Source organism: Paracoccus sp. MC1862 (assembly GCF_016617715.1).
GTDB lineage: Bacteria > Pseudomonadota > Alphaproteobacteria > Rhodobacterales > Rhodobacteraceae > Paracoccus.
Window position 1 is genome coordinate 60,907 of record NZ_CP067226.1, and the last position, 23,876, is coordinate 84,782.

25 protein-coding genes and 1 pseudogene are annotated in these 23,876 nt (G+C 63.6%); 13 read left to right on the forward strand and 13 right to left on the reverse strand.

Features of this window, described 5'->3' with window-relative positions; genetic code table 11:
• Positions 1 to 254 precede the first annotated feature (254 nt).
• On the reverse strand, positions 255 to 2,234 hold the full coding sequence (locus JGR78_RS16635) for a PhoX family phosphatase (protein WP_182806162.1): 1,980 nt from the start codon (positions 2,232 to 2,234) through the stop codon (positions 255 to 257).
• Positions 2,235 to 2,571: 337 nt separating this feature from the next.
• On the opposite strand from JGR78_RS16635, the gene JGR78_RS18290 reads away from it, so the two are divergent.
• The 3 genes and pseudogenes from JGR78_RS18290 (at position 2,572) to JGR78_RS16640 (ending at position 3,573) form a co-directional block, all read left to right on the forward strand.
• Complete coding sequence (locus JGR78_RS18290; protein WP_220495437.1) at positions 2,572 to 2,769, forward strand: hypothetical protein; 198 nt, start codon at positions 2,572 to 2,574, stop codon at positions 2,767 to 2,769.
• A 36-nt stretch (positions 2,770 to 2,805) separates the two neighbouring features.
• A pseudogene (locus tag JGR78_RS18470) lies at positions 2,806 to 3,015 on the forward strand (transposase); the annotation flags it as partial.
• Entirely contained in the window at positions 3,001 to 3,573 is a 573-nt protein-coding gene (locus tag JGR78_RS16640) for a transposase (RefSeq protein WP_371816678.1), read from the forward strand. The pseudogene JGR78_RS18470 and the gene JGR78_RS16640, both read left to right, overlap by 15 nt.
• Here the strand turns inward: JGR78_RS16640 and JGR78_RS16645 are convergent.
• The 5 genes from JGR78_RS16645 to JGR78_RS16665 all read right to left on the reverse strand — a co-directional run bounded on the left by JGR78_RS16645 (position 3,514) and on the right by JGR78_RS16665 (position 6,727).
• Positions 3,514 to 4,739 (reverse strand): IS3 family transposase gene (locus tag JGR78_RS16645; RefSeq protein ID WP_182806273.1). Its coding sequence is split into 2 segments (ribosomal slippage): positions 3,514 to 4,397 and positions 4,397 to 4,739, totalling 1,227 coding nucleotides; the frame shifts between segments, so codons are not numbered across the junction. The two genes, JGR78_RS16640 and JGR78_RS16645, sit on opposite strands and share 60 nt — an antisense overlap.
• A 374-nt stretch (positions 4,740 to 5,113) precedes the next feature.
• The gene (locus JGR78_RS16650; protein WP_182806289.1) at positions 5,114 to 5,521 is read right to left on the reverse strand and encodes a type II toxin-antitoxin system VapC family toxin; all 408 of its coding nucleotides are present in this window, start codon (positions 5,519 to 5,521) and stop codon (positions 5,114 to 5,116) included.
• Positions 5,518 to 5,778, reverse strand: coding sequence for an antitoxin (locus tag JGR78_RS16655; RefSeq protein WP_182806073.1), 261 nt, complete (start codon positions 5,776 to 5,778; stop codon positions 5,518 to 5,520). Before JGR78_RS16655 ends, JGR78_RS16650 begins: the two co-directional genes overlap by 4 nt.
• 65 nt (positions 5,779 to 5,843) lie before the next feature.
• On the reverse strand, positions 5,844 to 6,158 hold the full coding sequence (locus JGR78_RS18295) for a WGR domain-containing protein (RefSeq protein ID WP_234450974.1): 315 nt from the start codon (positions 6,156 to 6,158) through the stop codon (positions 5,844 to 5,846).
• Positions 6,155 to 6,727, reverse strand: coding sequence for a recombinase family protein (locus tag JGR78_RS16665; protein WP_200559529.1), 573 nt, complete (start codon positions 6,725 to 6,727; stop codon positions 6,155 to 6,157). Before JGR78_RS16665 ends, JGR78_RS18295 begins: the two co-directional genes overlap by 4 nt.
• Before the next feature lie 411 nt (positions 6,728 to 7,138).
• Between JGR78_RS16665 and JGR78_RS16670 the strand changes: the two genes are divergently transcribed.
• Together JGR78_RS16670 and JGR78_RS16675 are read left to right on the forward strand one after the other, a co-directional pair.
• Positions 7,139 to 8,746, forward strand: a complete 1,608-nt coding sequence (locus JGR78_RS16670; RefSeq protein ID WP_182806134.1) for an AIPR family protein — start codon at positions 7,139 to 7,141, stop codon at positions 8,744 to 8,746.
• A 389-nt stretch (positions 8,747 to 9,135) separates the two neighbouring features.
• A complete protein-coding gene (locus JGR78_RS16675; RefSeq protein WP_220495434.1) occupies positions 9,136 to 10,389 on the forward strand; it encodes a low temperature requirement protein A in 1,254 nt (417 codons plus the stop codon).
• A 35-nt stretch (positions 10,390 to 10,424) separates the two neighbouring features.
• Here the strand turns inward: JGR78_RS16675 and JGR78_RS16680 are convergent, their stop codons facing one another.
• The gene (locus JGR78_RS16680; RefSeq protein WP_200559530.1) at positions 10,425 to 11,204 is read right to left on the reverse strand and encodes an HNH endonuclease; all 780 of its coding nucleotides are present in this window, start codon (positions 11,202 to 11,204) and stop codon (positions 10,425 to 10,427) included.
• A gap of 201 nt (positions 11,205 to 11,405) precedes the next feature.
• On the opposite strand from JGR78_RS16680, the gene JGR78_RS16685 reads away from it, so the two are divergent.
• The 4 genes from JGR78_RS16685 (at position 11,406) to JGR78_RS16700 (ending at position 14,358) form a co-directional block, all read left to right on the forward strand.
• Positions 11,406 to 11,642 carry an excalibur calcium-binding domain-containing protein gene (locus JGR78_RS16685; RefSeq protein WP_234450975.1) on the forward strand — a complete coding sequence of 79 codons (237 nt, stop codon included), beginning with the start codon at positions 11,406 to 11,408 and terminating at the stop codon, positions 11,640 to 11,642.
• 343 nt (positions 11,643 to 11,985) lie between these two features.
• Positions 11,986 to 12,369, forward strand: coding sequence for a transposase (locus JGR78_RS16690; protein ID WP_200559294.1), 384 nt, complete (start codon positions 11,986 to 11,988; stop codon positions 12,367 to 12,369).
• On the forward strand, positions 12,366 to 12,722 hold the full coding sequence (gene tnpB / locus JGR78_RS16695) for an IS66 family insertion sequence element accessory protein TnpB (RefSeq protein ID WP_200559292.1): 357 nt from the start codon (positions 12,366 to 12,368) through the stop codon (positions 12,720 to 12,722). The genes JGR78_RS16690 and tnpB overlap by 4 nt, the downstream gene beginning before the upstream one ends.
• Before the next feature lie 67 nt (positions 12,723 to 12,789).
• Positions 12,790 to 14,358, forward strand: coding sequence for an IS66 family transposase (locus JGR78_RS16700; RefSeq protein ID WP_182806247.1), 1,569 nt, complete (start codon positions 12,790 to 12,792; stop codon positions 14,356 to 14,358).
• 195 nt (positions 14,359 to 14,553) lie between these two features.
• On the opposite strand, the gene JGR78_RS16705 is transcribed toward JGR78_RS16700, so the two are convergent.
• From JGR78_RS16705 to JGR78_RS16720, 4 genes are all read right to left on the reverse strand, one after another.
• Positions 14,554 to 15,300, reverse strand: a complete 747-nt coding sequence (locus JGR78_RS16705; protein WP_182806105.1) for a PaeR7I family type II restriction endonuclease — start codon at positions 15,298 to 15,300, stop codon at positions 14,554 to 14,556.
• A 1-nt stretch (position 15,301) separates the two neighbouring features.
• A complete protein-coding gene (locus JGR78_RS16710; protein WP_234450976.1) occupies positions 15,302 to 16,942 on the reverse strand; it encodes an Eco57I restriction-modification methylase domain-containing protein in 1,641 nt (546 codons plus the stop codon).
• A 143-nt stretch (positions 16,943 to 17,085) separates the two neighbouring features.
• A complete protein-coding gene (locus JGR78_RS16715; protein WP_182806101.1) occupies positions 17,086 to 17,307 on the reverse strand; it encodes a hypothetical protein in 222 nt (73 codons plus the stop codon).
• Between the two features lie 77 nt (positions 17,308 to 17,384).
• Positions 17,385 to 17,747 (reverse strand): H-NS family nucleoid-associated regulatory protein, encoded by a 363-nt coding sequence (locus JGR78_RS16720; protein ID WP_182806098.1) that lies wholly within the window; start codon positions 17,745 to 17,747, stop codon positions 17,385 to 17,387.
• A 674-nt stretch (positions 17,748 to 18,421) separates the two neighbouring features.
• Here JGR78_RS16720 and JGR78_RS16725 point away from each other — a divergent pair.
• The gene (locus tag JGR78_RS16725; protein ID WP_200559531.1) at positions 18,422 to 19,624 is read left to right on the forward strand and encodes a sensor histidine kinase; all 1,203 of its coding nucleotides are present in this window, start codon (positions 18,422 to 18,424) and stop codon (positions 19,622 to 19,624) included.
• Positions 19,625 to 19,872: 248 nt separating this feature from the next.
• Here the strand turns inward: JGR78_RS16725 and JGR78_RS16730 are convergent, their stop codons facing one another.
• Positions 19,873 to 20,034: a hypothetical protein gene (locus JGR78_RS16730; RefSeq protein WP_182806093.1), complete on the reverse strand. Its 162-nt coding sequence runs from the start codon at positions 20,032 to 20,034 to the stop codon at positions 19,873 to 19,875.
• A gap of 168 nt (positions 20,035 to 20,202) precedes the next feature.
• On the opposite strand from JGR78_RS16730, the gene JGR78_RS16735 reads away from it, so the two are divergent.
• The 3 genes from JGR78_RS16735 to JGR78_RS16745 all read left to right on the forward strand — a co-directional run bounded on the left by JGR78_RS16735 (position 20,203) and on the right by JGR78_RS16745 (position 22,446).
• Positions 20,203 to 20,568 carry a hypothetical protein gene (locus JGR78_RS16735; protein WP_182793519.1) on the forward strand — a complete coding sequence of 122 codons (366 nt, stop codon included), beginning with the start codon at positions 20,203 to 20,205 and terminating at the stop codon, positions 20,566 to 20,568.
• Between the two features lie 146 nt (positions 20,569 to 20,714).
• A complete protein-coding gene (locus JGR78_RS16740; protein WP_182806091.1) occupies positions 20,715 to 21,149 on the forward strand; it encodes a LexA family transcriptional regulator in 435 nt (144 codons plus the stop codon).
• Between the two features lie 4 nt (positions 21,150 to 21,153).
• The gene (locus JGR78_RS16745; protein ID WP_182806089.1) at positions 21,154 to 22,446 is read left to right on the forward strand and encodes a Y-family DNA polymerase; all 1,293 of its coding nucleotides are present in this window, start codon (positions 21,154 to 21,156) and stop codon (positions 22,444 to 22,446) included.
• Here JGR78_RS16745 and JGR78_RS16750 read toward each other — a convergent pair.
• Positions 22,418 to 22,642 (reverse strand): hypothetical protein, encoded by a 225-nt coding sequence (locus JGR78_RS16750; RefSeq protein ID WP_182806087.1) that lies wholly within the window; start codon positions 22,640 to 22,642, stop codon positions 22,418 to 22,420. The genes JGR78_RS16745 and JGR78_RS16750 overlap by 29 nt on opposite strands.
• Positions 22,643 to 23,876: the final 1,234 nt, after the last annotated feature.

Here is a 23,876-nt window from a genome sequence, read left to right on the forward strand (position 1 = left end):
CGATCGGACGGTGACATCCTGGGCATCGAATGTCCGCTTCCTGTCGCTATGCCGGCGCGGTCTGACTGGTGAGATCGGGGCCAACCCGCCGCTGAGCGGCAGCGGCAGGTCCGTGATCTCTTGAGCGTCTCTATCGCACGCCCTGATGGAGTCGGCTCCTGACCGTTTGGAACCGGCGCCGGCAGGGGCACCGCGGCGGCACGCGCTGGATGGCGAAGCCGGGCAAATCCCGGCTACGCCCTCTGTCTCCGGCGTCATGCGTCGCCGATGCGGCCGCCGCCTCGGCGGGTGATTGCGACGACGGCCGGACGAACCGGCATCGCGTCGTCGAAGTCGGGCCAGCGGGTCGAGAGATCCTCGTAGTAGGATGGGCGCCCGTGGCCCTTCCAGTCCTCGCCGCCGTCGCCCGGATGCTGGACCGCGACGAAGAAAGTCGTCATGTCCTCGGTCGGGCAAGGCCCGCAAAGCTCGGCCCCGACCGGGACGCGGTAGAACAGCCGCGAGGTGCCGCGGGCGTCGCCTTCGGTGTCCACGGCCCACAGCCCGTCCGTGCGACCGGTGTCGGAGGGCGAGTTCCCGTCGGTCGAGACCCACAGGCGGCCCTGAGCGTCGATCGCGGCGTTGTCGGGCATGCCGAACCACCCGTTCTCGGTTGTTTCGGTCGAGAACGTCGCACCGACCTCGGCGATCGAGGGGTCGCCGCACTGTAGCAGGACCTCCCACCGGCCAGTGGTGGCGGTGAAGTCCTGCCCCTCCTCGATGATCTCGATGATATGGCCGAAGGCGTTCTTCACGCGCGGGTTGGCGGCGTTCGGCTCCTCGCGCTTCGTGTTGTTGGTCAGCATCACATAAGCGCGGCCATTGGCGGGGTTCGGCTGGATGTCCTCGGGACGGTCCATCGGCGTCGCTTCCAGCAGGTCGGCGGCGCGGCGGGTCTCGATCAGCACGTCGGCCTGGGACTCGAAACCGTTCGCGGCCGTCAGCGGGCCCTGGCCGTGGACCAGCGGCAGCCATTCCATCGAGCCGTCTTCGGTAAAGCGCGCGACATAGAGCGTGCCCTCGTCCAGCAGGTCCATGTTGGCGGCGCGGTCGTCGGGGTTGTATTGGCCCGCGGTCACGAACTTGTAGACGTAGTCGAAACGCTCGTCGTCGCCCAGGTAGAAGACTACGCGGCCATCCTCGGCCACGACGCTCTCGGCGCCCTCGTGCTTGAAGCGGCCCAGAGCGGTGCGCTTCTTCGGCACCGAGTTCGGGTCCATCACATCGACCTCGACGATCCAGCCGAAGCGGTTGGGCTCGCTCGGCTGCTTCGAGACGTCGAAGCGGTCGTGGAACCTGCCCCAGGCATAGGTGGCCTCGGGGATGCCCAGGCGCTCGTAGTTGGCGGCCTCGCGGTGGCCTTCGGGCAGTTCGCCCAGGAAATAGCCGTGGATGTTCTCCTCGGCCATGATGTAGGTGCCCCAGGGCGTGATGCCGCCGGCGCAGTTGTTGATGGTGCCGAGGACCTTGGTGCCGGTCGGATCGTCCGGCGTCTGCATGCGGGCATGGCCGGCTGCTGGGCCGCGGATCTCCATCGGCGTCTCGGCGGTGATGCGGCGGTTCATCGCGCCGTCCAGGACAACCTCCCACTTGCCGGCGTCGTTCCTGCGGATCTCGACGATGGTGCCTCCATGGGCAGCCATGTCGATGTCGACGCGCGCCTCGTCCGCCTCGGAGACGGTGATCTCGCCCTCCTTCACCGTGACGATGCCGGGGAACATCAGGTGTTCGTTGGTGTACTCGTGGTTGACGCAGAGCAGGCCATGGTCGGTGCTGCCTTCCAGCGGCACGAAGCCCACGAAGTCGTTGTTGTAGCCAAACTGCCGGCGCTGCGCCTCGGCCGTCTGGGCCTTGGGGTCGAATTCCGGCGCATCGGCGAACAGCCTGTCGCCCCAGCGCAGCAGGACGTCGGCATTGTAGCCCTCGGCCACGTGGTGGTTCGCGTCTACACCAGCCTCGACCTCGGGGAAGGCGAAGGCCGACGCGCTCTGCGCCTTCGCTTCCGACGCAGCCATCATCGCCATCGGGCTGACGGTGGCGGCGATTGCTGCCGTCGCCAGCGAGCCCTTCAGGAACCCGCGCCGGGAAAAGCGGGCGGCGATGATCTCGCCCATGGTGCGGTTCGCGGTCGGGTTGGTGCCCGGGCCGTCGGCGTCCTCAAGCTGTGTGGTGCGGAAGGGGGTCTGGTTCGTCATCGCTGTCTCCTGCGTGAGCGCCTGCGGGCGCACTCCGTGGCATCATGCGGGGCTCCGCGTGCGGACGGCTTAGGAGCCGATCCTGACGATTACGTGACAGGTCCTGCGGAGAGCGGCATCAAATCGTGGGATCAAACACCTTGTGTGTCTCGACCCTGCTATAGATGCCCCATCACCGGTCCCGGCCAGGACCGGTGATGGGGTGGGATACAGCGCCAAACACCTTGTGGCATGACCACGCTCTCTAGCGGGCTGATCTCGCCTCTCTTCACCGTCTCGAACAGTTGACGGCGGCCCGTTCCCCCGGGACCGCGAAGCATAAGGAAGAGAGAGCGAGATGACAGCAGCGGCGACGCTGGTCGGGATGGCTGTCTCCCGCGACTGGCTCGATGGCTTCTGTCTGCCGTGTGGCCGCCGGTTCAGGCTCCCGAACTCGCCGGAAGGCCATACGCACTTGGCCGAGATCATCCAGGATCTGCCCGCGCCTTCAAGGATCGGCTTCGAGGGCTGTGAGAATCGGAAATCGATCCAGTGAGTCGATTTCCCGAACAGCGGTGGTCAGGAATGGGCACTCTGGACGCGGCTTGTCACGGCCGGGAAAGACGCCGTGCAGTCGTCCCCGGCCCAGATCAAGGCTTTCGCTTTTTCCAGAGGGAAGCGTGCAAAAACCGACCCGATCGATGCCGAGCTCATTGCCCGGTTCATGGCCTTCCGCCCCGAGGCCGGGCGAAGCCTGCCAGGCGAGAAGCTGCGGGTTCTCAGAGCCTTGACGACACGCAGGGCCCAGATCGGCGCACGAGCAAGACAGGGTATCGCCGCAGACCTGGAGGCCATGGACGCCGATCTCAGGACCATGCTCGAGGCCCAGATCCGTGAGCTTGAGCTGCGGATCGCCGGCATCCTCGCGCAGGAGAAGGATCTTGCGGCCAAGGCGGATCTGCTCCGCCCCATTCCCGGAATCGGACCGGTTTCCGCGGCCATGCTGCTGGCCGAGATGCCGGAACTCGGTCGCATGACGGCAGGCGAGGCGGCCTCGATGACCGGCCTAGCCCCCGTGCCCCATGACAGCGGCGCAATGCGTGGCCGCCGCATGATCGCGGGAGGGCGGCGCGCCTTGCGGCACGTGCTGTTCCAGGCCGCACTCGCGGCCGCATGCCACAACCCGCTTCTGAAGTCCGCCGCCAAACGCCTCAAGGAAAAGGGCAAGCCGCACAAGCTGGTCATCATCGCGATCGCCCGGCGGCTGGTCACCTGGTCTTGCCCCCGTTTCGCCGGACACTCAGGCGGTTGCGGTTTGAGCTGCGATGAACTCGCGTGGCGAGCGCATCTTCAACCCTGAGTGCGGGTGGTTGTTGTTGTAGTCCTCGATCCAGCCTCCGATCAATCCGAGGACGGTCTGGGCATCGGGCAGCGGCGTCACCTGGACGTAGTCGCGCTTCAGCGTCTTTACGAAAGCCTCCGAGATGCCGTTGCTTTGCGGGCTCTGGATTGGGGTGAAGCAGGGTTTCAGCCCGAGCTGGCGGGCGAATACCTGCGTGTCCCTGGCGATGTAAGGGGAGCCGTTGTCGGACAGCATCTCAATCACCGAGGGCGCGCGGTATGTGCCGAAGCGGCGTTCGACGGCTTCGAGCATGATGTCACGGATGTCGGACCCGCTGATCCCGGCATTCACGACGGCGCGCCAGGCGATGACCTCACGGTCGTGGGCGTCGATGATGAAGGCGCCGCGGAGGATGTCGCCGTTCCAGCAGGTGAACTCGAACCCGTCCGAGCACCAGCGCAGGTTCGAGCGCATCACGATGACCTTGCCGTCGTGAACATGTTCGGGCCGCTCGGAATACTTCCGCGCCAGCAGCAGCTTGTGAGCCTTCATGATCCGGTAGATCCGCTTGTGATTGGCTGGTGCCAGCCCCTCCGATCGAAGCTGCCGGTTCAGGATCGCGGTGATCCGCCGGTAGCCATAGGTCGGCCGCGCCGCAACCAGCGCCGTGATCTTCGGCACCACCGCCGCGTCCTGCGCCTTGTGATAGCGCCGACGCGGCTTCGTCCTGCCTTGCAGCCGGTCGACCAGGTTGGAACGGGCCACATCCAGGGTGTCGGCCACGACCTTCACTGGAAATCGTCCCTGAGCGGCGACCGCGCCAGCAAGGTCGGTTTTTTTGAGCGTGCCTTGTCCAGGGCCTCGCGCAGGATCTCGGCCTCCAGGGTCTTGCGGCCAAGCTGGCGTTCAAGCTCCCGGATACGGTCCTCCAACTGCCGGACGACCCTGTTGCTGGTGACGTCATCATCCTCGGCCACAGCGACACTCCCTCCTTCGAGCATCAGGCGACGCCAACGATAGAGCAGGTTCGGCGCAACGCCATTGCGGCGGGCCACCACCGAGATGCTGGCTCTTTCGTCCAGCGTCTCCTCGACAATGCGGAGCTTCTCGGCCGCGCTCCAGCGGCGACGGCGACCGCCGTCGGTGATGATCTCGATCTCAGACATAAGCACGTGCTCAGGCATATGCCTAAGCCTCCATGGTCATGCCTGAGTGTCCGGTCGAAACGGGGGCCAGTTCATCACCATCGCGAATGCAGTCCTGAAAAGCGGCACGCCATGGCAGCATCAGCCCTGCGCATAGACACAGTTGCTAGCGGGCGACGAGTTCCTCTTGGCCGTCACTGCTCAAAACCTGCGACGGCTCCACTCGCAGCCTGGCTGCGCCGCCCCCGACGAGTGCTCCAGCCCCAGCCTGACCGAGCCGGAAGCCTTGGAACGGCAGCCTGACCCGCCAGCGGCGGGGCTGCGGGCAACCCCACCCCTCCAAGGCCCGTCAAAGCCCCTGGCCCGAGCCCCGAACCCCGCTTCGACCGGCCTTTTTCAACAGAACTTGGAGATCATGCAGCGGTCCAGTCTTCGAGGCTCAGCCCGGCGACGCGAGAGAATTCGCCGGTGTTGTTCGTCACCAGAGTCAGGCTTCGCGCCTTGGCCTGTCCGGCGATCAGCACATCATAGGGCCCGATGGGCGTGCCCTGCCGCGCAAGCTCTGCCCGGATCTCCCCTGCGGCTCGCGCGTCCTCAGGGTCGAGATCGACGATAGCCAGGTCGGCGAAGAGAAGCCGCAGGGTTTCCAGGTTGAACGCGACCTTCTGACTGCGATAGGCGCCGTACCAGAGTTCATGCGCCACGATGGAGGAAATGGCGAGCGAGCCCGGCTCGGAGGCTTCAACCCGCCTGAACAGTTCGGCGGAGCGTCGCCCGACAAGTGCAATCACAACGTTGGTGTCGAGAAGGCGTCGGATCATGAAAAGAGCTGGTCAAGGTCGGGACGCTGCTGTTCGGCGGGCTGTTCCCGGCCGCTGGTCAGGAAATCCTCGCTGAAGCCTCGCTCGACTGCTGCGTGCAGCGACGCCCAAGGCCTGTCTGTCGCCAGTTTCGGGCGCAGGATCAGGGCATCGCCCTCCCGCGAGATCTCGACCTCGCTGGCCTCAAGGCGGAAGTCCTTCGGCAGCCGGACAGCCTGGGAGTTGCCCGAGCGGAACACCTTGGCAATATGGGGCATGACCGCCTCCTGTGAGTACATCATAGTATATACACAGGAGAGATCGCCGGAACAAGGTCAGGGCTTCAGGACGCATAACCCCGCTTGCGCTTCAACTGCAGCAGAGTCTGGAAGGCGCTCTCCGCCTCACCGGGCTCCTCGTACCAGTCTGTACGGCTGCGACCTGCGGTTCCGATCCGCCCCCAGTGGCGCACCACCCCATGCTCGCCAAAAAGGCTGGTGACAAGTTCCAGGCTGTAGAAGCGTTGCATATTGCAGGCGGGGTCGATGCGGGTGAGCCGGACAGGCCCAGCAGGAGCATCGTCGGAAGCTTGTACTTCGGCGGAACCCGACGGATGCGCGGCCAGTCCCTCCAAAAGGTCGAACTGTTCTTCGCTCACGACAGGCTCCGCGCCCTTGCTCGGGGGAAGTAGGCGTAGAAGGTGGCCCGGCTCACGTTCAGCCGCTTGGCGATTTGCGCCACTGGAATGTTGGTGTCCTTGAGGAGGGCCCGTGCCATCGCAAGGTCCTCCTCGGAAAGCTTGCGGCGTCGTCCGCCCTTGCGGCCCCGAGCAGCCGCGGCCTTCAGCCCCTCGATTGTCCGCTCGCGGTTGAGATCGAGGAAGTACTCGGCGATGGTGCCCAGGAAGTTGAACATCAGCCGCCCCGTCGGGGTTTCGGTGTCCACGGCCTCGGTCAGGGATCGGAGCCTCACCCCCTGCCCTTGCAGCTTGTGGGCCGTGTCCAGCATCTCGCGCAAGCTGCGCCCCAGCCGGTCCACCTTCCAGACCACGAGCTGGTCTTCGGGCCTCAGGAACGCGAGCGCGGCCTCCAAGGCCGGACGCTTCGTGCCGGCGCGACCCGACTCCTTTTCTTCGAAGATGCGCTCGCAGCCGGCGCGCTGCAGGGCGTCTCGCTGCAGGTCCAGGTTCTGGTCGTCCGTTGACACGCGGGCGTAGCCGATCAGCATGTCAGGATAGTAGTTCAGACGGGTATGTCGGACAACTGATTTCCTGACACGGTTTTTGGACAGAAAAGAGGTACAAGGATGGGGTCTGGCCCTGCCTCCGTCGAGGTGTCCAGAATACGAGCGTTTGCTGGGCACCAATATCGTGAGGATCGGACCGGCGACGTGAAGCCCAATGTAGAGTTCCGTCCCTCACCGGACATCCGTGGCTGGTTCAGTGGATAACCGGACGCAGCTTGAAGCGACGAACATAACGTCTCACATCTACATTCAATGCTACCTTTAGGAGCGTCCCCCTAAAAGAGGGGCGCTCGAAGCATCACCCCCAAGCGGCAGAAGATTGCGCCGTTGAAGTCGGGCGCAGAAGCGGACAGAGTGGATGTAACACAGCGTGCTTCAAAGGATTAGGCCCTAATGGTTGCTACACTTGAACAGCGGAGATTTACCTCGAAGATTGAGGCAGATTTTGGCGCATTATTTTCGGCGGAAGGAATATCTGCCGACATTCGGCGCGCACGTTGCTTTACCGGCCTTGTCCTTACAACTAAGTGCGGCGCATCCTTTCTAGAGCTACCTAACTTTGTGGTAGATGGTTCTGGAGATTTGGGACTTGACGGCATCTACTACAATAAAGCCACGCGAGTTCTCTACTTCGTACAAACAAAACTACGAACAAATGCCAAGGGATTCAGTGAAGGTGAGGCCCATAAGTTTACTCAGGGCGTTAGGAAGCTATTGGCCAGCGATCTGAAGGGCGCCAACAAAAAAATCATCGGATTGAATTCGGAAATCCAGTTAGCGCTAGACGATATTAATACAAGAGTGCAGCTTTTGGTTGCATGCAGCTCAGATGCCGACTTGAGTGCATCCGTAGAAGAGATTTTGAAAGAATACTGTGAGGAGATAAACGATTTCGATGAAGTTTTCTCCTATAAATATCTTGGATTGAAGGATGTATACTCCCCAGCAAGGCTTTTCAATCGTGATGCAAGTGTAACGGCCACTATCGTATTTGATGAGGTTTGCCGCATAAAGAAGCCACAAGAATGTTTGCTAGGAATTGTCAGCGGTGAACAAATATCTGCAATGGTCGAAGCCCATGGCGATCGTCTCTTCGATCAAAATGTTCGGCTAACCCTACAGTCGAGCGAAATAAATGAAGGCATACTTGAGACTTCTAAGTCAAACCCGACCTCTTTCTTTTACTTTAATAACGGAATTACAGCTATCTGCTCTAGCATTAAGGCGCCGCCAAACGTGGCGGAACGCAAATCCTTTGAGGCTTCTGATCTTAGCATCGTAAACGGAGCGCAAACTGCGGGAATGCTCGCACGGGCAAAATTTGAAAAGACCGATTTATCTGATTTAAAAGTTACGTTTAGGCTTATTTCACTATCCGATGCCCCCGCTGGCTTTGATGAAAGCGTAACGCGTGCAAATAATTCTCAGAACTCCCTGTCCTCGCTTGATTTTGTTTCACTTGATCCAAGGCAAGAATTAATCCGAAACGAGCTTGTTTCTCGTGGGTACAATTACAACGTCAAGCGAGGAGGAGTGCGGAACCAAGGGCTGGAAACCATCGAAGTCAAGGACGCGGCAGTTGCTCTGGCGTGCAAGCGGAGCGTTAGCCTCACTGCCCAAGCTAAACGCTATGTTTCAGGACTTTGGCAGGATACTGCGTCCTCTGCATACCAGGAGATCTTTCCTGAAAACATTACTGGCGAAGAGGTTTTATCCGCTTGGCAGCTATATAGCGCATGCCAGCAAGAGATTTCCAAGAGCGGAACAACCCGAGGCTCAACGACTTCTACTGTATTGACACATGGAGAAAAATTTATTGCCCACATAGCTTTTCGAATGGCATCGAAAGTTGGAGAAGAAAAAAAAGCTGCTTGGCTGGCCAAAAATGCAGTGAAGGCGACCGTGAAAGCTTATGAACGACGTAAGCTCTCAAATCCAGCTTATGACTTTAGGAACGTAAAGCTCCTAGAAGATATGGCCGCCGAAATTCTTGCGCCGTAAGTTTTCTTTACGCGCAGCGAGGACTGAGCACGTGTGTCGAACGGGAGAAAGGTTTGCACAGGCATTTGTACAAAGTGCGGCGAACAACCGCTCTCCGTCCTTTGTGCTGACCACCACCATCCCTTGGGTGTCAGGCCACCCAAGGGCGTTTCTACTGAATGTCCAGAAAACGGTGGAAATCTGGGCATTTGCAGGTTTGAGCGGATAGCGCAACCGATGATGGACGTTCGATGGACGGCGCCTCAGTCACTTTGGCGCTGTCCTCCTGTCGCAGGACTGCTGCGACACCTTTCCGGTTGAGAGGTCGAGTCCTTGCAAGCTTACCTGCAGATGCCTGCGCAACCATTCTGGTCGCTATCGTGTTTCCGGGGATGACACGGAACGGCGTCGTGACGAACACCCGCGCAGCCACCCCGGACGTCGAGCTGCCGGACGACGAGGCCGCGCAGCTGGCCGCCCGCCCGCACGGCTACTTGCGCGACCGGGAGGACGAGGACGCGGCCCGGGTGAGCTTCGTCGAACTATTCTTCGATCTCGTCTTCGTCTTCGGCATCACGCAGCTTGCCGCCTATCTTGCGGACAACATCACCCCCGAGGGGATCGTCCGCGTAAGCGTCATGTTCGTGGCCGTATGGTGGCTGTGGATCAACACCGCTTGGGCGACGAACCGCCTCGATCCTGACCGCGCGCTCGTGCGCCTCGTGATCTTCGTGCTTCTGGGCGCGGGGCTTGTGTTCTCCACGGGCATTCCTGTGGCCTTCGAAGAACGGGCGATGGCCTTCGCCACCGCTTATGTCGGCATCCAGGTCGCGCGATCCCTGTTCATGGTCTGGGCGCTCCGTACGCATGAGGAGCACGGCGAAGCGCGCCATTTCCTTCGCGTCGGCATCTGGTTTGCGCTGTCCGGCGTGTTGTGGATCGCCGGGGCCCTTGCGGTTGCCGACGCACGCGTGGTTCTGTGGTTGCTCGCGGCGGCCACCGACCTGCTCGTGCCGTGGATAGGGTTCAGGCTGCCGGGCCTGGGCCGGTCCTCGACCCACGAATGGGACATCGAGGGCGAGCACCTGGCCGAGCGCTGCGCCCTGTTCATCATCATCGCCCTGGGCGAGTCGCTCCTCGTCACCGGGGGGCGACTCGGCGAGGCCGAGTGGAACGCGGCGGTCTGGGCCGCCTTCGGCGTGGCTGTGATGGGGTCGCTGGCGATGTGGTGGATCTACTTCGACACCGGCGCCAAGCGCGGCACCCGGGCCTTCGAGGAGGCACACGACTCCGGTCGTCTCGCCCGCTTTGCCTACACCTATGTCCACATGCCCATCGTCGCCGGGATCGTGGTGGCGGCCGTGGGCGACAAGTTCCTGCTCGCCCATCCGGGCGACCCGGCAGACTGGCCCGCAGCCTTGGCGCTGCTCGGCGGCCCGGCGCTGTTTCTGCTGGGGAACTTCCTGTTCAAGAACGCCACGAGCCGCCGCTGGCCGATCAGCCACGTCATAGGTCTGGTGCTGCTTGGCGCCGGGCTCTTTCTCGCGGGCTCAATGACGATCCTGGGCGTGGCGGCCTACGGGTTTGCGGCACTTCTCGTCGTGGCCGCGCTTGAACGGGCGCTGCTGTACTCGCGCACGGCGGACCGGCAGGGTTTGAAGTGAGGACTTGCCGGTCCGCCGTGCGCGAGACCAGCAGATCAGCGCTCTATACAATTGCGCAGGATGTTCCCTACCATTACCCGCTCGCGCTCGTCCATGCCGAGGGACCAGCGGGCCTTCACGGCAACCCAGTCAGCGACATAGCGGCAGCGCGATGCGGGCAGGGGCGGCAGCCACTCCTCCGGTCCCTTGTCGCCCTTGGCGCGGTTGGTCGCGGCGCCCACCGCGATCAAGGTCCGATTGTCCTCCAGATCGTTGGCAAAGGCCGCGCGCCGTCCTTGGCTCCAGGCATGCCCTCCCGACCGGTGCGCCTCGGCCAAGGGCACAAGATGGTCGATGTCCAGGTCGCGCGGGTTGCGCCGGATCTGCCCTGTATACGCGTCCCGCCACGCTCCACTCTGCACCGAACAGCCGCTCGCGCCCCACTTGACCGCCTTCAAGCTCTCGCTGGCCAGCACCTCATGGCGGGCACTCCGGCAGTCGCCATCAAGATCCAGCCAGTGCGGCCAGTCGTCACGCACATAGCCCGCGCGTCGTTCGGGTTCCGTGGTGATCCGATCAAGCAGTGAGAGAGCCTGAACCGCGGCGACCTGATCATTGGCCGTCGGCGGCAGCGCCTTTGCAGGACCCTCAGGTGCCCGCCAGCCGGGGAGCCTGATCCCGAAGTCGTCGAGAGTCTGTTCAAGCCAGCGCTCAACACGGAACACTACCTCCTCGGCTGACCCCGGCAGCCCCTCCCGTCGCAGGAGCGCCAAAGCTGCGACGCCCAAGAGCAGAAGGAGAAACAGGACGGCGGCGCGCCGGAGCACGTTCCTCAAGAAGCCATGACCTCGCCCCTGACGCCTCGATCGCCGCCCCGGATTGTGTCGTCTTGGCTTCACGGTCTGCTCCATCCTGAGCTGCAGGCGATGCGCTATTGCGGCTCCCTGCGCCAGAGGCTTGACCTTGCCAGGGCAGTGCGGGTGGATGGAGGTCGGCTGCCCCGATACCAGGACAGATGAGAGGCCAGGTCCAAGAAGATGCGTCCGAACAAGGCTGTTCTGCTTGTGGCCCTTTATGGGGCCACGCTGACCGAGGTGGCGGCACAAGACGAATGCCATCCGAGCTACGAGGGCGCTTGCGTCCCTATCGCAAGCGATGCCGACTGCGCCGGCGGCTCAGGCAACGGACCTGCCTATGTCACTGGCCCGGTTCGGGTCGTCGGGCCTGACGTGTATGATCTGGACCGCGACGGGGACGGTGTGGCCTGCGAGTGAACCAGGGACTGCCGGGGAGTGCTGAGCCATTCCGCCGGTGCAAAGCACATCCATCAGCCAGTCGGTCCAGGAGACGAGTTTGGCCGGACTCCTGGGTGCGAACAAATCACGGAAGAGCAGTTGAAGAACTACGATCATTGCGTCTCGTGCGGATCAAGTATCGGGCTGGATGAAATCCAGCGCGGCCTCTGCCCCCGATGCGTCACTCGGTAAGCGCGAGGCCGACGCCCTCCTGCCATTGCTGATCTGAACCGGCCATTCTCCGCGTATGCGGGTGGTGGAGGAGACCGATTTGGCAAGAGACGGCAAATTGGGCGTCTGTTTGGACGGCTCATCCGGTGGCTTGGTTTCCCGACTGGATGTGATCGAGGGGCCAAGCGGACGGCGGCAGCGCACCGAGGCGGAGCGGGCGCGGATTGCGGCTGAAAGCCTGATCTCGGGTATGCGGGTGGCGGAACTCGCCCGCAGGCACGGCACCACGCGTTGGCAGATCTACAATTGGCGCAAGAAGCTGCGGACGGGACAGTTGGTGGTGCCCGAGAGCATGGCGGGCCTGCCGATGTTTGCGGAACTGGTGGTCGAGGGCGGCGCGGCGGTTGTGCCGCAGGCCGAGGCCGCGTCCGAGTTGGAGATCGTCGTCGGCGATGTCGTGATCCGCGCCGGTGCTGACGCCAATGAGGGCCAGCTGACGCGGGCGATCCGCGCGGCTCGGGCGGCAATGTCATGATGCTCGGCCAGGGCGGACCCGTGAAGGTCTTCGTGGCGATGCGGCCGGTGGACTTCCGCAAGGGGATCGATGGCCTGGCGCTGGCGGTGCAGGAGATGTTCGGGCTCGACCCGTTCTGCGGGGCGATCTTTGTGTTCCGATCGAAACGCGCCGACCGGATCAAGCTGCTGGCCTGGGATCAGACCGGGATGGTGCTGGTTCACAAGCGGCTGGAGGGCGGGAAATTCGTCTGGCCGCAGGTGCGGGACGGGGTGATGCGGATGTCCTCCGCGCAACTCGCCGCCTTGTTCGAGGGGCTGGACTGGCGACTGGTCCGGCCGGAGCGGGCGCGTCGTCCGCTGGCAGCAGGGTGAGCGTGATGGTGCGGGAAAGCCCTGTTTTTACTGGTCATATACCGCGCTCCATGATTCACTTCACCCCATGGATGCTGCCGCTCTCGCCCGCGAAAACGCCCTGCTGAAGGCTCGCCTTGCCGAGGTTGAGGCGGTGCTCACCGAGGTGCAGGAGGCCAATCGCCGGCTGGAAGACATCGTGCGCACGGCGCAACGCGAGAAGTTCGGCAAAAGCTCCGAGAAGCTGTCGCCCGACCAGTTCAACCTGCCGCTGGAAGATGCCGAACTGGCCCAGGGCGTGCTCGAGGCGGCACAGGAAAAGGCGGAGGCCGCCCTGAGGGCTGCCAAGGGCACGCATGCGCCCCGCAAGCCCCGGCGCAACCGGGGGCATCTGCCGCCGCATCTGCCGCGGGTCGAGCGGGTGGTCGAGCCTGCCAGCATCCTGTGCCCCTGCGGCTGCGGCGAGATGGCCCGGATCGGCGAGGACGTGTCCGAGCGACTGGACGTCATCCCGGCCCGGTTCCGGGTGCTGGTGACGCGGCGCCCGAAATACGCCTGCCGGCGCTGCTCGCAGGGCATGGCGCAAGCCCATGCCCCCGAGCATGTCGTGCCCGGCGGGTTGCCCACGGAGCAGCTCATCGCCTGGATCATGGTCTCGAAGTTCGGCGACCATCTGCCGTTCTATCGCCAAGCCGGGATCTTCAAGCGGCAGGGCATCGATCTTGACCGCGGGACGCTCGGCAACTGGGTTGGCCGTGCCTGCTTCCACCTGCTGCCGATCATCCGGCACATGCAGGCCCATCTGCGCCGGGCCGATCGCATCTTCGTCGACGAGACCCGCGCGCCGGTGCTGGATCCGGGGCGCAAAACCACGAAGAGCGGCTATTTCTGGGCCGTGGTGTCCGATGATCGCGGCCATGGCGGTGTCGGTCCGCCCATCGTGCTGTTCCATTACGCCCCCGGTCGGGGCAAGGAGCATCCGCTGAACTTCCTCGCCGGGTATCGGGGCCGGTTCCTGCAATGCGATGCCTACCAGGCCTACAACGCGATGACCGAGATCGCGCGCGACAATGGTCCCTGGCGGCTGGTCTACTGCTGGACCCATGTCCGCCGCCGCTTCGTGAAACGCTTCGAGAGCGACCGCTCGCCCATCGCCGAGGAGATGTTGCGCCAGATCGCGCTGCTCTATCAGGTCGAGAAGACCGTGCGCGGCAAGGATGCGGCTGCGCGTCTCGCTGCAAGGCGCGAACATGCGGCCCCCATCATCGCCGCGCTCAAACCTTGGCTGGAGATGCAGCTGCCGCGCATCCCGCAGAAATCCCAAATGGCCGAGGACATCCGCTACGCCCTCGCGCACTGGCCCGGCCTGATCCGCTTCCTCGACGACGGCACACTCGAACTCGACACCAACCCGGTCGAGAACCAGATCCGCCCGATCGCACTTACGAGAAAAAACGCGCTATTTGCCGGCAATGAGGTCGGTGCAGAGAACTGGGCCATGCTCGCCTCGCTGGTCGCAACCTGCAAGATGTCCGGCGTGAACCCGGTCGACTACATCGCCGACACCCTTCGCGCCATCCTCGACGGTCACCCAAAAAGCGCCATCGAGGACCTCATGCCTTGGCGCATCAACCAGCCGTCAAGCATCGCCGCATAGGGCAACGATCTCGCGCTTACGTCACTCGGCAGGAGCAGCGCCGATCTCCTGGCCTCTGGACCCGGCTTTTTCTGCTTCTCCGAGGCTGATCTCACATCTCGCCAAGCCAGGACGATGGAAACGCATTTCGGCCCGTGTCACTATGACAGGAGAGGAACTCCTCGGAAATCGTCTCCTGATCAGCGAGACGACCCATCACACAGCGCGCGCGGCCGCGGCCGCAATGTGCCCGGCAAAGGCACTGACGAAGGATCGCAGGCTCGTCAGCTCCGACATGTCCGCATAGGCTCCGCTGTCTTTCGCCTCGCGCGGTGAGGCGAGGGTACAGGCAGCCGTGTACAGGTTCTCCCGCACGAGCTTCTGGCACAGCAGGTCGTAGCGCTGGAGGTAGGACGCGCCACGGAACTCCGGGAAGATCGGGTAATGCAGCGAGGTTTCCCGCTTGGCGGGACTGCGTGAAGCGGGCGCATCCTCCACCATCATGAGCCAGCCGAGAAAGGGGCGCGGGGTGTCCGCCCCGAACGCACCCTCGCGGTAGGCGGTCCAGAAATCATGGGCGCTGCCGATTGCTTCTTCGGCACGGTTGTTGGCATTGTTCCCGAACGAGGGCCCGACTTGGCTCTTCATCTCCAGGGCAGCGATGAGCCGGCCCTGGTGGATGACAAGGACGTCCCAGAGCTTGGTCGGCCGGAAATAGCCGGGCAAGGTGAGGACATGGCGCTTCTGGTGGATGTCGGCGTGACCGAGCCCGTTTGCCTTGACGAGGTCGATCAGCAGGGCCGTGAAACCATCCATGGTGGTGCCGGCCGTGACCGCGCCGCGCTCGCCGGTGTCCAGGGTCCCGGCCTCGATCTTGGCCTGGAGCGCCTTGGCCCGGTTGCCCCAGAAGGCCATGACAGCTTCACGCGCCTTGCGCTCGTAATCCGCGAGATCGAGAGCCATGCTAGGTTTTGGTGCCCCCGAGGGCGGCCTGTTCGGCGTCCGAGAGCCCATAGAGAGCAAAGACCGCCCGGTTGCAGGCCTCCGGGTCTCCCCGTTCCCCCGCAACCTTCAGCTCAGCCCTCAGGCCCTCCGGCACGTCGCTCCACAGCGGCAGGCGGATGCGCCGCAGATACTGGGCCTGAAACCGCAGGTATCCACCCCGCATCCTGGTCGAGTAAGCGGCGACGAAGAGGCGCGCGATGCCCGACAGGAGCACGGCCTGAAGGGCGCGCACGTCCCAGCTGTCGGAGGTGATGTAATAGAGGTTGTGGTGCGGGTAGAGCCGACCGTCCTCATAGACGACATGCGCCTCGCCCTTGATGTCCGGGATCAGGAGCTTGGGCGTCCAGGCGATTGAGGGCGTGATGCGGTCGATCGTGCGGTACCAGTTGGCCGGCGTCTTCTGCGCGACATGCCGGCGGGCGATCGGCTCACGCCGAGCCTCAAGGTAGCGCCTGAGCCGCGGATAGCGGGCGAGATCCACCAGCCGGCCGTCATCCTCGAACGGGTTGATGACGCCAAGACCCTGCCATTCGACGGTGCCGCCCTGAATGTCGCGGGTCATCACAAGGGGGAGCTTGCGATCCTCTTCCACGTCCAGCTCGTCATGGCGGCCGATGAAGGCGTTGTCGGCCCCGGTCGCCACGCCGATCCCGACCTTGCAGCCGGCCTCCTCAAGGGTCGGAAAGCTGGCCTCCAGCCGGCGGACAAGCGCGAGCTGGTCGGAGTCGTCCAGGATCCAAGGCTCCGCGCCGGCGGTGACGCGGGCGATCTCGCGCACCCCACGCGCAGGATCGGGGGCGGCGCCCGTCAGCTCGGCCGCGAGGTCCCCGAGGCTCTCCCGGTCGATCTCGGGACGGTGCGCGATGCGGGTGGGACCGGGCGCTTCGCGGGCAATGATCGTGATGGCCGGATAGGCCACCACGTCTGTGTGGAAGGCGGGCGTGTTCACCATGTCCACATAGGTGCGCAGGTGGAAACCATTGGCTACAAAGGCGCGCAAGGGACCGCCGTAGCGGTTTTTAATCCATCGGTCCGAGCAGATGAAGCCGCAGCGTCCGCCAGGGGACAGAAGGCTCAGCGAGCGCTCGATGAAGGGCACGTAGATGTCGGCACGGTCGTAGATGGTGCCGTAGCGCGCCCGGTACTCGGCCATGAGCGCGTCCGCGATCAGCTCCTGACGCACGTAGGGGGGATTGCCGATCACCACGTCGAAGGCGCCGTCCAGCTCGGTCAGCAGGAAGTCACCCTGCACGAGCCAGGTGCGAGTGAGGGTTTCGGCATCGGCCGCCGAGATGCCTTCCTGGCGCAGCCGCGCGGTCACGAGTTCGCGGGCATGGCTCCAGGAAGCCCGGTGCAGCTCGACACCTTGGATAGCGCGCGCGAGAGCCGGCACGGGCTCCGGCCGGCCTTGGGCAACCCAGGACGCCAGGAGCCGGTCGATCACCGGAAGAAGGAAGTCGCCATGCCCGAACGAGGGCTCCAGGAGTCGCAGCCGCGTGAGGTCCTGGTCGGCCGTGTAGCCGGCGAGATCCAGGATGAAGTCCACCACCTCGCGGCGCGTGAAGACAGCACCACGCATTTCAACGCCAGCCTCGGCCATAGCTTCTACTGCCTCCTTGACGGGACAGAAGCTTTCAAATGAGAGCTGGCGGGGTGCTAAAGCGAAGGTAGGGATGGTCATAAGGCCTCATCTAGCACTCAGCGCGCGCTAAGTCATAGGACGCTTACGAGATAGGCGGTTCCCTACCGGTTCAGCACCATCAGCGCATCCACCATCGGGATGAAATCGTCCGTCGCGAGGCCACGCCAGCGTTCGCCCTCGTCATGGGCGTTCTCGATCCACTGCCGTTCGGCTTTCTCCAGAAGCGGGACCGAGGCGTTCATGCTGGCGATCTCGCGCTCGCGATAGCTGATCGCCGTTGCCAGCAGTTCAGTCAGCGCTGCCCTGTCGTTGACCCCGGTCATTCGTGCCCGGCCTCATTCTGCCTGGTGACGGACCAGGGCAGGAAAAGGGCACGGCTGGCGCTGCGCCCCTCTTTGTCTCACGCCGCGAATTCCTCGAGCGTGCGGCCCGACTCCAGCGCCTCATTGATCCACTGCGGACGACGGCCACGACCGCTCCAGGTCTGCTCCGAATTGTCGGGGTTGACGTATTTCGCAGCGCTTTCCGTGCTGCCGGCCTCGGATTTCCGCCCCCTGCCCGCTTTTCCGTTGCCAAGCAGATCCGCCAGCTTGAAGCCATGCTCCCGGGCTGCCTGTTCGACTGCGGAAATGGCCTCCTGCCGCTTTCGCGTCTCATAGCTCGCAATGGCACGATCCACGGTCTTCCGCAGATCCTTGAGTTCGTCGACGTCGAGGCTTTCCAGCTTGCCGGACAATTCAGTCTTCTGATTTTCTGCGTCCATCCGTTCGGTCTCCTTTTTCTTATTGGGAACAGCGACAGCTTTGCGAAGGCATCGCTCACCATATATTTTCCCAGGATTCAAGAATTCAATGCGTGCAGTTCAACTAAAAGATGGTGTGGCTCCCGATATCGGGCCGGGCCTTTGTTCCGCCCGCATTGCGCTCCTCTGTCCGACTCCCGTTGCTGCTGTGGGCGCCCTGCCCGATCAGCGGCGGATCGCACTTCCCGAGCGCCTGTGCTGGAACCATCGGTCGGGATCGGCAACATCATACGGGCGGCGCTGGTTTGTGGCGCTCACACGATGGCGTCGGGATCCATTCCGTCGCGGTGTCCGGATCTGCGCCTCCCACCGAGAGGACCGCCTGAGGGTCGCGGGTCCGCTTCTGGTCGGTCCAGGCCTTCTTCGATCATACCTGCCCCCTCCCCCACTTGATAGGCCGTGGCACGCCTGCACGCGCTTTGTTCTCTCGGCCTGCTGGGATACAGGCACAATGCGATCTACCGGAACCTTCATGACAAGCTTGCGTCCGACGAACCCTGACCGCGTCCCCCACGGCCTCTGTCTTTTGCCTCCGAGGCCAGCAACAGATCATGGAGCCTTGTGCGGGGACTGATTGCCGGGCCGTGGAATTTCGACGTAAACGGTAACGGACATCGGCTCGGGGGTGGCGGCGCTTGCCGCCTCAGGGCGTCGCCCGGAGCGGAGTTGTTCAGAGATCATGTTCGGCAATGACGGTGGGATGCTTGACCGTGAACGTTGAAAACGGATGCAGTCAGGCGGGCATCGGAGCCCCGCCGGGCTGGATCGAAGCCGACCGGCTTGCCGCGCTTCTGCGCTATGGCATCCTCGACACTTCACCCGAACCCGAGTTCGACAACATCACCCGCGTTGCGGCACTGATCTGCAAGGCGCCCATGGCGGTGGTCAACCTGGTCGCGGACACCCGCCAGTTCTTCAAGTCCGAGATCGGCCTGGGCGTCCGCGAGATGCCGCTCGACGTGTCGATCTGCGCCCGCGCGATCCTCGAGCCGGAAATCCTTGTCGTCCCGGATCTGGCGGACGACCGGCGGTTCGACTGCAATCCGCTGGTGACCGGGTCCCCGCACCTGCGGTTCTATGCCGGCGCCCGGCTGGATACACCTGAAGGGCTGCCGCTCGGCACTGTCTGCGTACTGGACTACCAACCCCGGCCAGAAGGGCTGACAAGCGAGCAGCAGGAGGTGCTGCGCGCCCTCGCCCGCCAGACGATGGCGCATCTGGAATTGAAGGGGACGATCGAGGCACGCGACCTGCTGACGCGCGAGCTGTCCCACCGCATCAAGAACGTCTTCAGTGTCGTCAGCGGTCTGGCGTCTGCCTCGGCCCGCGACAGAGACGCACGCGCGTTCGTCACGGCGTTCCGGGGACGCATCGGTGCGCTTGCACGGGCGCACGACTATGTTCTTCCCGGCAGCTTCTCGGCCCGGAACGAGCGCGAAAGCACGGTAAGGGGCCTGCTGAAGGTGTTGCTGCATCCCTACGACGAGGATCGCAGGCGGATCCGGATCACGGGCGATGACCTGCCGCTGGGGCAGTCCGCCGCGACGACACTGGCGCTGATCCTGCACGAGCAGGCGACGAATGCCATCAAGTACGGGGCTCTCTCGAACGCAGAGGGCCGGGTGCTTGTCGACTGCCGAAACGGGGGAGAAAGCTTCGAGATCGCGTGGGAAGAACAGGGCGGTCCGCCGACGGCGGGTCCTCCGCTCGCGACAGGCTTCGGCACGACGATGGTGTCGAGCGCCATCGACAGTCTGGGCGGCACCATCACTGCTGAATGGGCAGCGCAGGGCCTGCAGGTGACGCTTTCAGTGCCCGTGAGATGCCTGGCAGGATGAGCCTGCCTGTCTGCTCATGGCATTCCCTCAGCAGCCGGGTCGTCACCGCCACGAGATCGCGTTCGGCAGATGCAGGCTGCGCGCAGCCTGACCCGGCCACCGCAATACTCTTCCGATCCTTGCTGGGAACCGGGTCGCCACCGCGATCTTGACCTTCGCAGATCTGCCGCGTAGACGTCTGATCTTCCCTCCTGTGTGACAAGGGAAAACTCGGCCCCGTCTCGCGCGGGGCTTCTTGTTGCAAGGTATCACCTGCGGCCTGCCTGTGCCTCTGCCAGAAGATCGGCAATCCTTTGCAACTCGGCCATCCGCAGTCCCGGATGGGTGAGCGCCGCGCCCCTGTTCCACGCGGCCTCCATCAGCACCCCTTTCGGGTGGCCGTCACAGGCCAGCATCAGCGCCTCGATCACCGCCGGATCGCGGCGCGGATCATGCGCCTGCGCCCGTGCCGCCGCGCGACGCAGGACATCGAGCGCCGCAGAGCTTTGCCGAGGTCGGCACCCGCATCGCCACCGTGATCTTGACCCTTCGCAAGACCACTGTATGATTGAAAATCCGCCTTCTGTGACGGAGGAAACATGCAAACCCCGACTTATATCCAGAACGGCAATGTCTTTCAGGCTGCGATCGCTTACCCGGACGGGCGAGTGGAAGCGATCAAGAGTGACCAGGACCAACCGGCCCTTTTCCAGAATGCACAAGCAGCCGAGCAATATGCTGCCCACCAGATTGTGGATGCACCCAGAGAGCGCAAGAAGTACGCCGCGTTTATGCTGGTTCTCACCATCATCAGCAGTGGCTTCACCCTGTATCTTGTTGGTGTCAGCAGCCCCACTCTCGTTGTCTGTGGTCTTGCCATTGCATATGTGGGCCTGGTCGTCGGAATGGTGTGGCGTCAGGCCAATGCCGATCTGCGAACGCTATCCGCCCATCCTTTCGCATAGCCACTGGACTGGTCTCCGATTTTCCTTCCTGCAACGGAGGAAAACTTGGCCTCGCTTCGGCGGGGCTTTCTTTTGCGATCATCACAGGTCTTGACGAACAGCAGGCGGTAGGAACTATGCTCGTGTTCACGTCTTGTTCTCAGGCCATGTCATTTGATCTTCAACTTCTGACCGTCACGCTGATCGACCGCGATATGCCTCTGGCCGCCATATGGGTGCCAGCGGGCTTTCCTTCGCCTGCGGCGGACGATCTTGAGGAAACCGTTGATCCGATGAAATGGGTTGTCCGCCACGAACACGCGACCTTCTGGTGGCGCGTCTCCGGCGACAGCCTTGAGGCCGAAGGTATTCTGGACGGCGACCTGATCGCCGTTGACCGGGCAGGACGGCGGCGCAGCGGGCGGATTGTGCTGGCCCTGGTCGATGGGCAGATCACCGTCAAGAAGCTCGCTAGGCGGGAGGGCGTCTGGTTCCTGGACCCGCGCGCCCGCAGCGATGGATACGAGACGATCCCGGTCTCCGAGACGACCGAGATCTGGGGCGTGGTGGCAGGTGTAGTGCGCCGCCTGCCCGTCGAATAGGGCCATGCTTAAGGCATCCGACAAGCCGATAGCCCTGATCGACTGCAACAATTTCTATGTGTCCTGCGAGCGGCTGTTCGACACTTCGCTGCACGGCATCCCCGTGATCGTCCTCTCGAATAATGACGGCTGCGCCGTTGCGAGGTCTGACGAGGCGAAGGCTCTCGGGATCAAAATGGGGGCGCCTGCCTTCAAGATGCGCGACTTCATGGAGCGCCACGGCGTCAAGGCCCTTTCCTCCAACTACACGCTTTACGGGGATCTATCGGCACGCGTGACGCAAGTGCTGCACGGCTATTCGCCACGCCTCGACGTGTATTCGATCGACGAGACGTTTGTTGACCTGTCCGGCTTTGGCGACCGGATGGAGCCGCACGCGGCCCGGATGCGCCAGGCGGTCCGCACGCAAGTGGGCATCCCGACCTGCGTTGGCATCGCGCCCACAAAGACCCTCGCCAAGCTGGCGAACTTTGCTGCCAAGAAGAACCCAATCTTCGGCGGGGTTTGCAATCTCATGAACACCCAGGTGCGGGACTATGTGATGCAGCGTGTCCCCATAGGAGAGATATGGGGCGTCGGCCCGGCGACCGAGGCCAGGCTGACAGCCCAGGGCGTCAGAACCGCGGCCGCGTTGCGCGACCTGCCGATGGCGCTGTCCCGCAAGATTGGCACGGTCGTTCTCGAAAGGCTGGTGGCGGAGCTGCGCGGCATCGCCTGTATCGACTTCGAGGACGTGCCGCCGCAGCGCAAGGGTATGGCCGTGACGCGATCCTCGGGCACGCCCATGACGACATTCGATGTGCTGGCGCAGGCCGTCACAGCTCATGCCACCCGCGCGGCCGAGAAGTTGCGCCAGCATGGCCTTGTCGCGGGAACGCTAACCGTCTTTTTTCACACCAATCCGCACAAGCCGGACCGGCCGCAGCACTCCGCCTCGCGCAGCATGCGCCTGCGGCCCATGTCCAACCATACCTTCGACCTGGTGGACGCCGCCGTATCAGCCGCGCGCCGAGGCTGGCGCGGCGATCCGTCCGGCAACGGCTGCGGCTATACCAAGGCAGGCGTCATCCTCGATGACCTGCTGCCCGAGGCCGACAAGCCGGTCCTGCTGTTCCAGCCTGACCGACCGCGTGATGCGCGCCTGACGGACGCGCTCGATGCGATCAACGACCGCTTCGGCAAAAAGACGATGGTGCTGGCGCGCGAAGGCTTCGCTGGTGAATGGCGCTTGCGCGCCGATCACCGCTCACCCCGATACACCACCAGGATCAGTGAATTGCCGACCGTGCGGGTCTAGCCCCGCGCGTCGGCAGCGGTTCATAAAACCTGAGCAGGTAGCCATCGGGATCGGCAACCACGAACTGCAGAACACCGGTTTCGCCGTCACCGACGCGATACCATTTCTCTTCCAGATCAAGAAACAGCGGTATCCTTGCTGCTATAAGCCTCGCATAGAGATGGAGCAGGTTTAGGCTGCGGATCTGGATGTTCATGCCGCGGCCGAGTGGGCGCTGCCAGGGTCCATTCCCGTTATCAAAGGTGCGACCCAAGCCGTCTGGTCCAGCATCAGCTGACCTTGTGATCTTTGTGGACCTCCGGAAGCAGATCCGGCTCCTGGCGATGCGGGAAACCAGATAGAACTGTATGAGCAGGCCGTGCTTGGCGCAGTCGAATGTCTGGAACGCGAAGGGTTGTCGTTGCCGCTCAGGAAGATGCTGGTGATCGCACGACGGGCTTTTGAACCGGCGTTGGCAAAGGGCACAAAACCTGAGGATGAACTGCCAAAGCTGGTGCAGGACGCAAGATATTTGCTGGCGTCTTGAAACCATCGAGAGCCGCCAGTCCCGATTTGGAAAGGTGACAGGGAATGGGATTTGATTGCGTTTCATGCGGGAGAGACAGCTACCTCAGGGGGGGTGTCCCTGCTGCGGAGGGGCAACCGTGCCAAGCGAAGATGGATCGAAGAAGGGTGAGCAGTCAGGCGGGAGCGGCTTGGCTACTTTGTTCATCCTTACCACTGGCCTTGGACTTCTGATGCAGGTTTCAGTCCTTTTCATCGAATAAACAGGGCGTCCCCCTTCGGGTCGCGTCCCCGGTTCCGGCCGGCAAGCCGGCCTCCACCCGAGTTGGTCAGGGCGATGCTCCCGGCTGCGCCGTGCGGATGCCTGTCTCATCCCGAGCCAGTCCCTCGCCCGCCGGTCCTGGTCGCCCTGCCCTGCCCATCTCGTCCCTTTGGGCGGGACCGCTGACGCGGGCCGTGAGCCCGGTTGTCCAGCCTTGTGCTGGAACGACCTTGGGAGTGGAGGCGCAAGGTCGCGAGCCAGGCTGTAAGCGAGACCACAGGGATCGAGCGTCAGCCTGTGGTCAACCGGGCGGGCAGTTGCAGGCTGCCGGTGATGCACAGAGCTAGCTGCCTTCCCTTCTGACCTCCCCTGCCGTCGCGGTGCGGCAGGAAGAAGATACCGGAGAGGCCCGCGCAAGGCGCGGGCCAAGATGATCCGTTTGCCGTTCCGGGGGATCGACGGGCTCACGCCCGCTCACCCCCGTCCGCAGCCTCTCTGTTTGTGGGTCCGCCACGCATCCCCGGCCGAGCCGGTCAAGGGGCAAGCGCCGCCCGTTGCCGGGCGTCGTCGTCCAGGCGGGCCGTGTCCTCGCCCGTTGCCGGGCTGCGGGCCGCACCACCCCGCCTTCCCGACCCCGTGACAGTCCCGGCCGGGGCCACGGGCA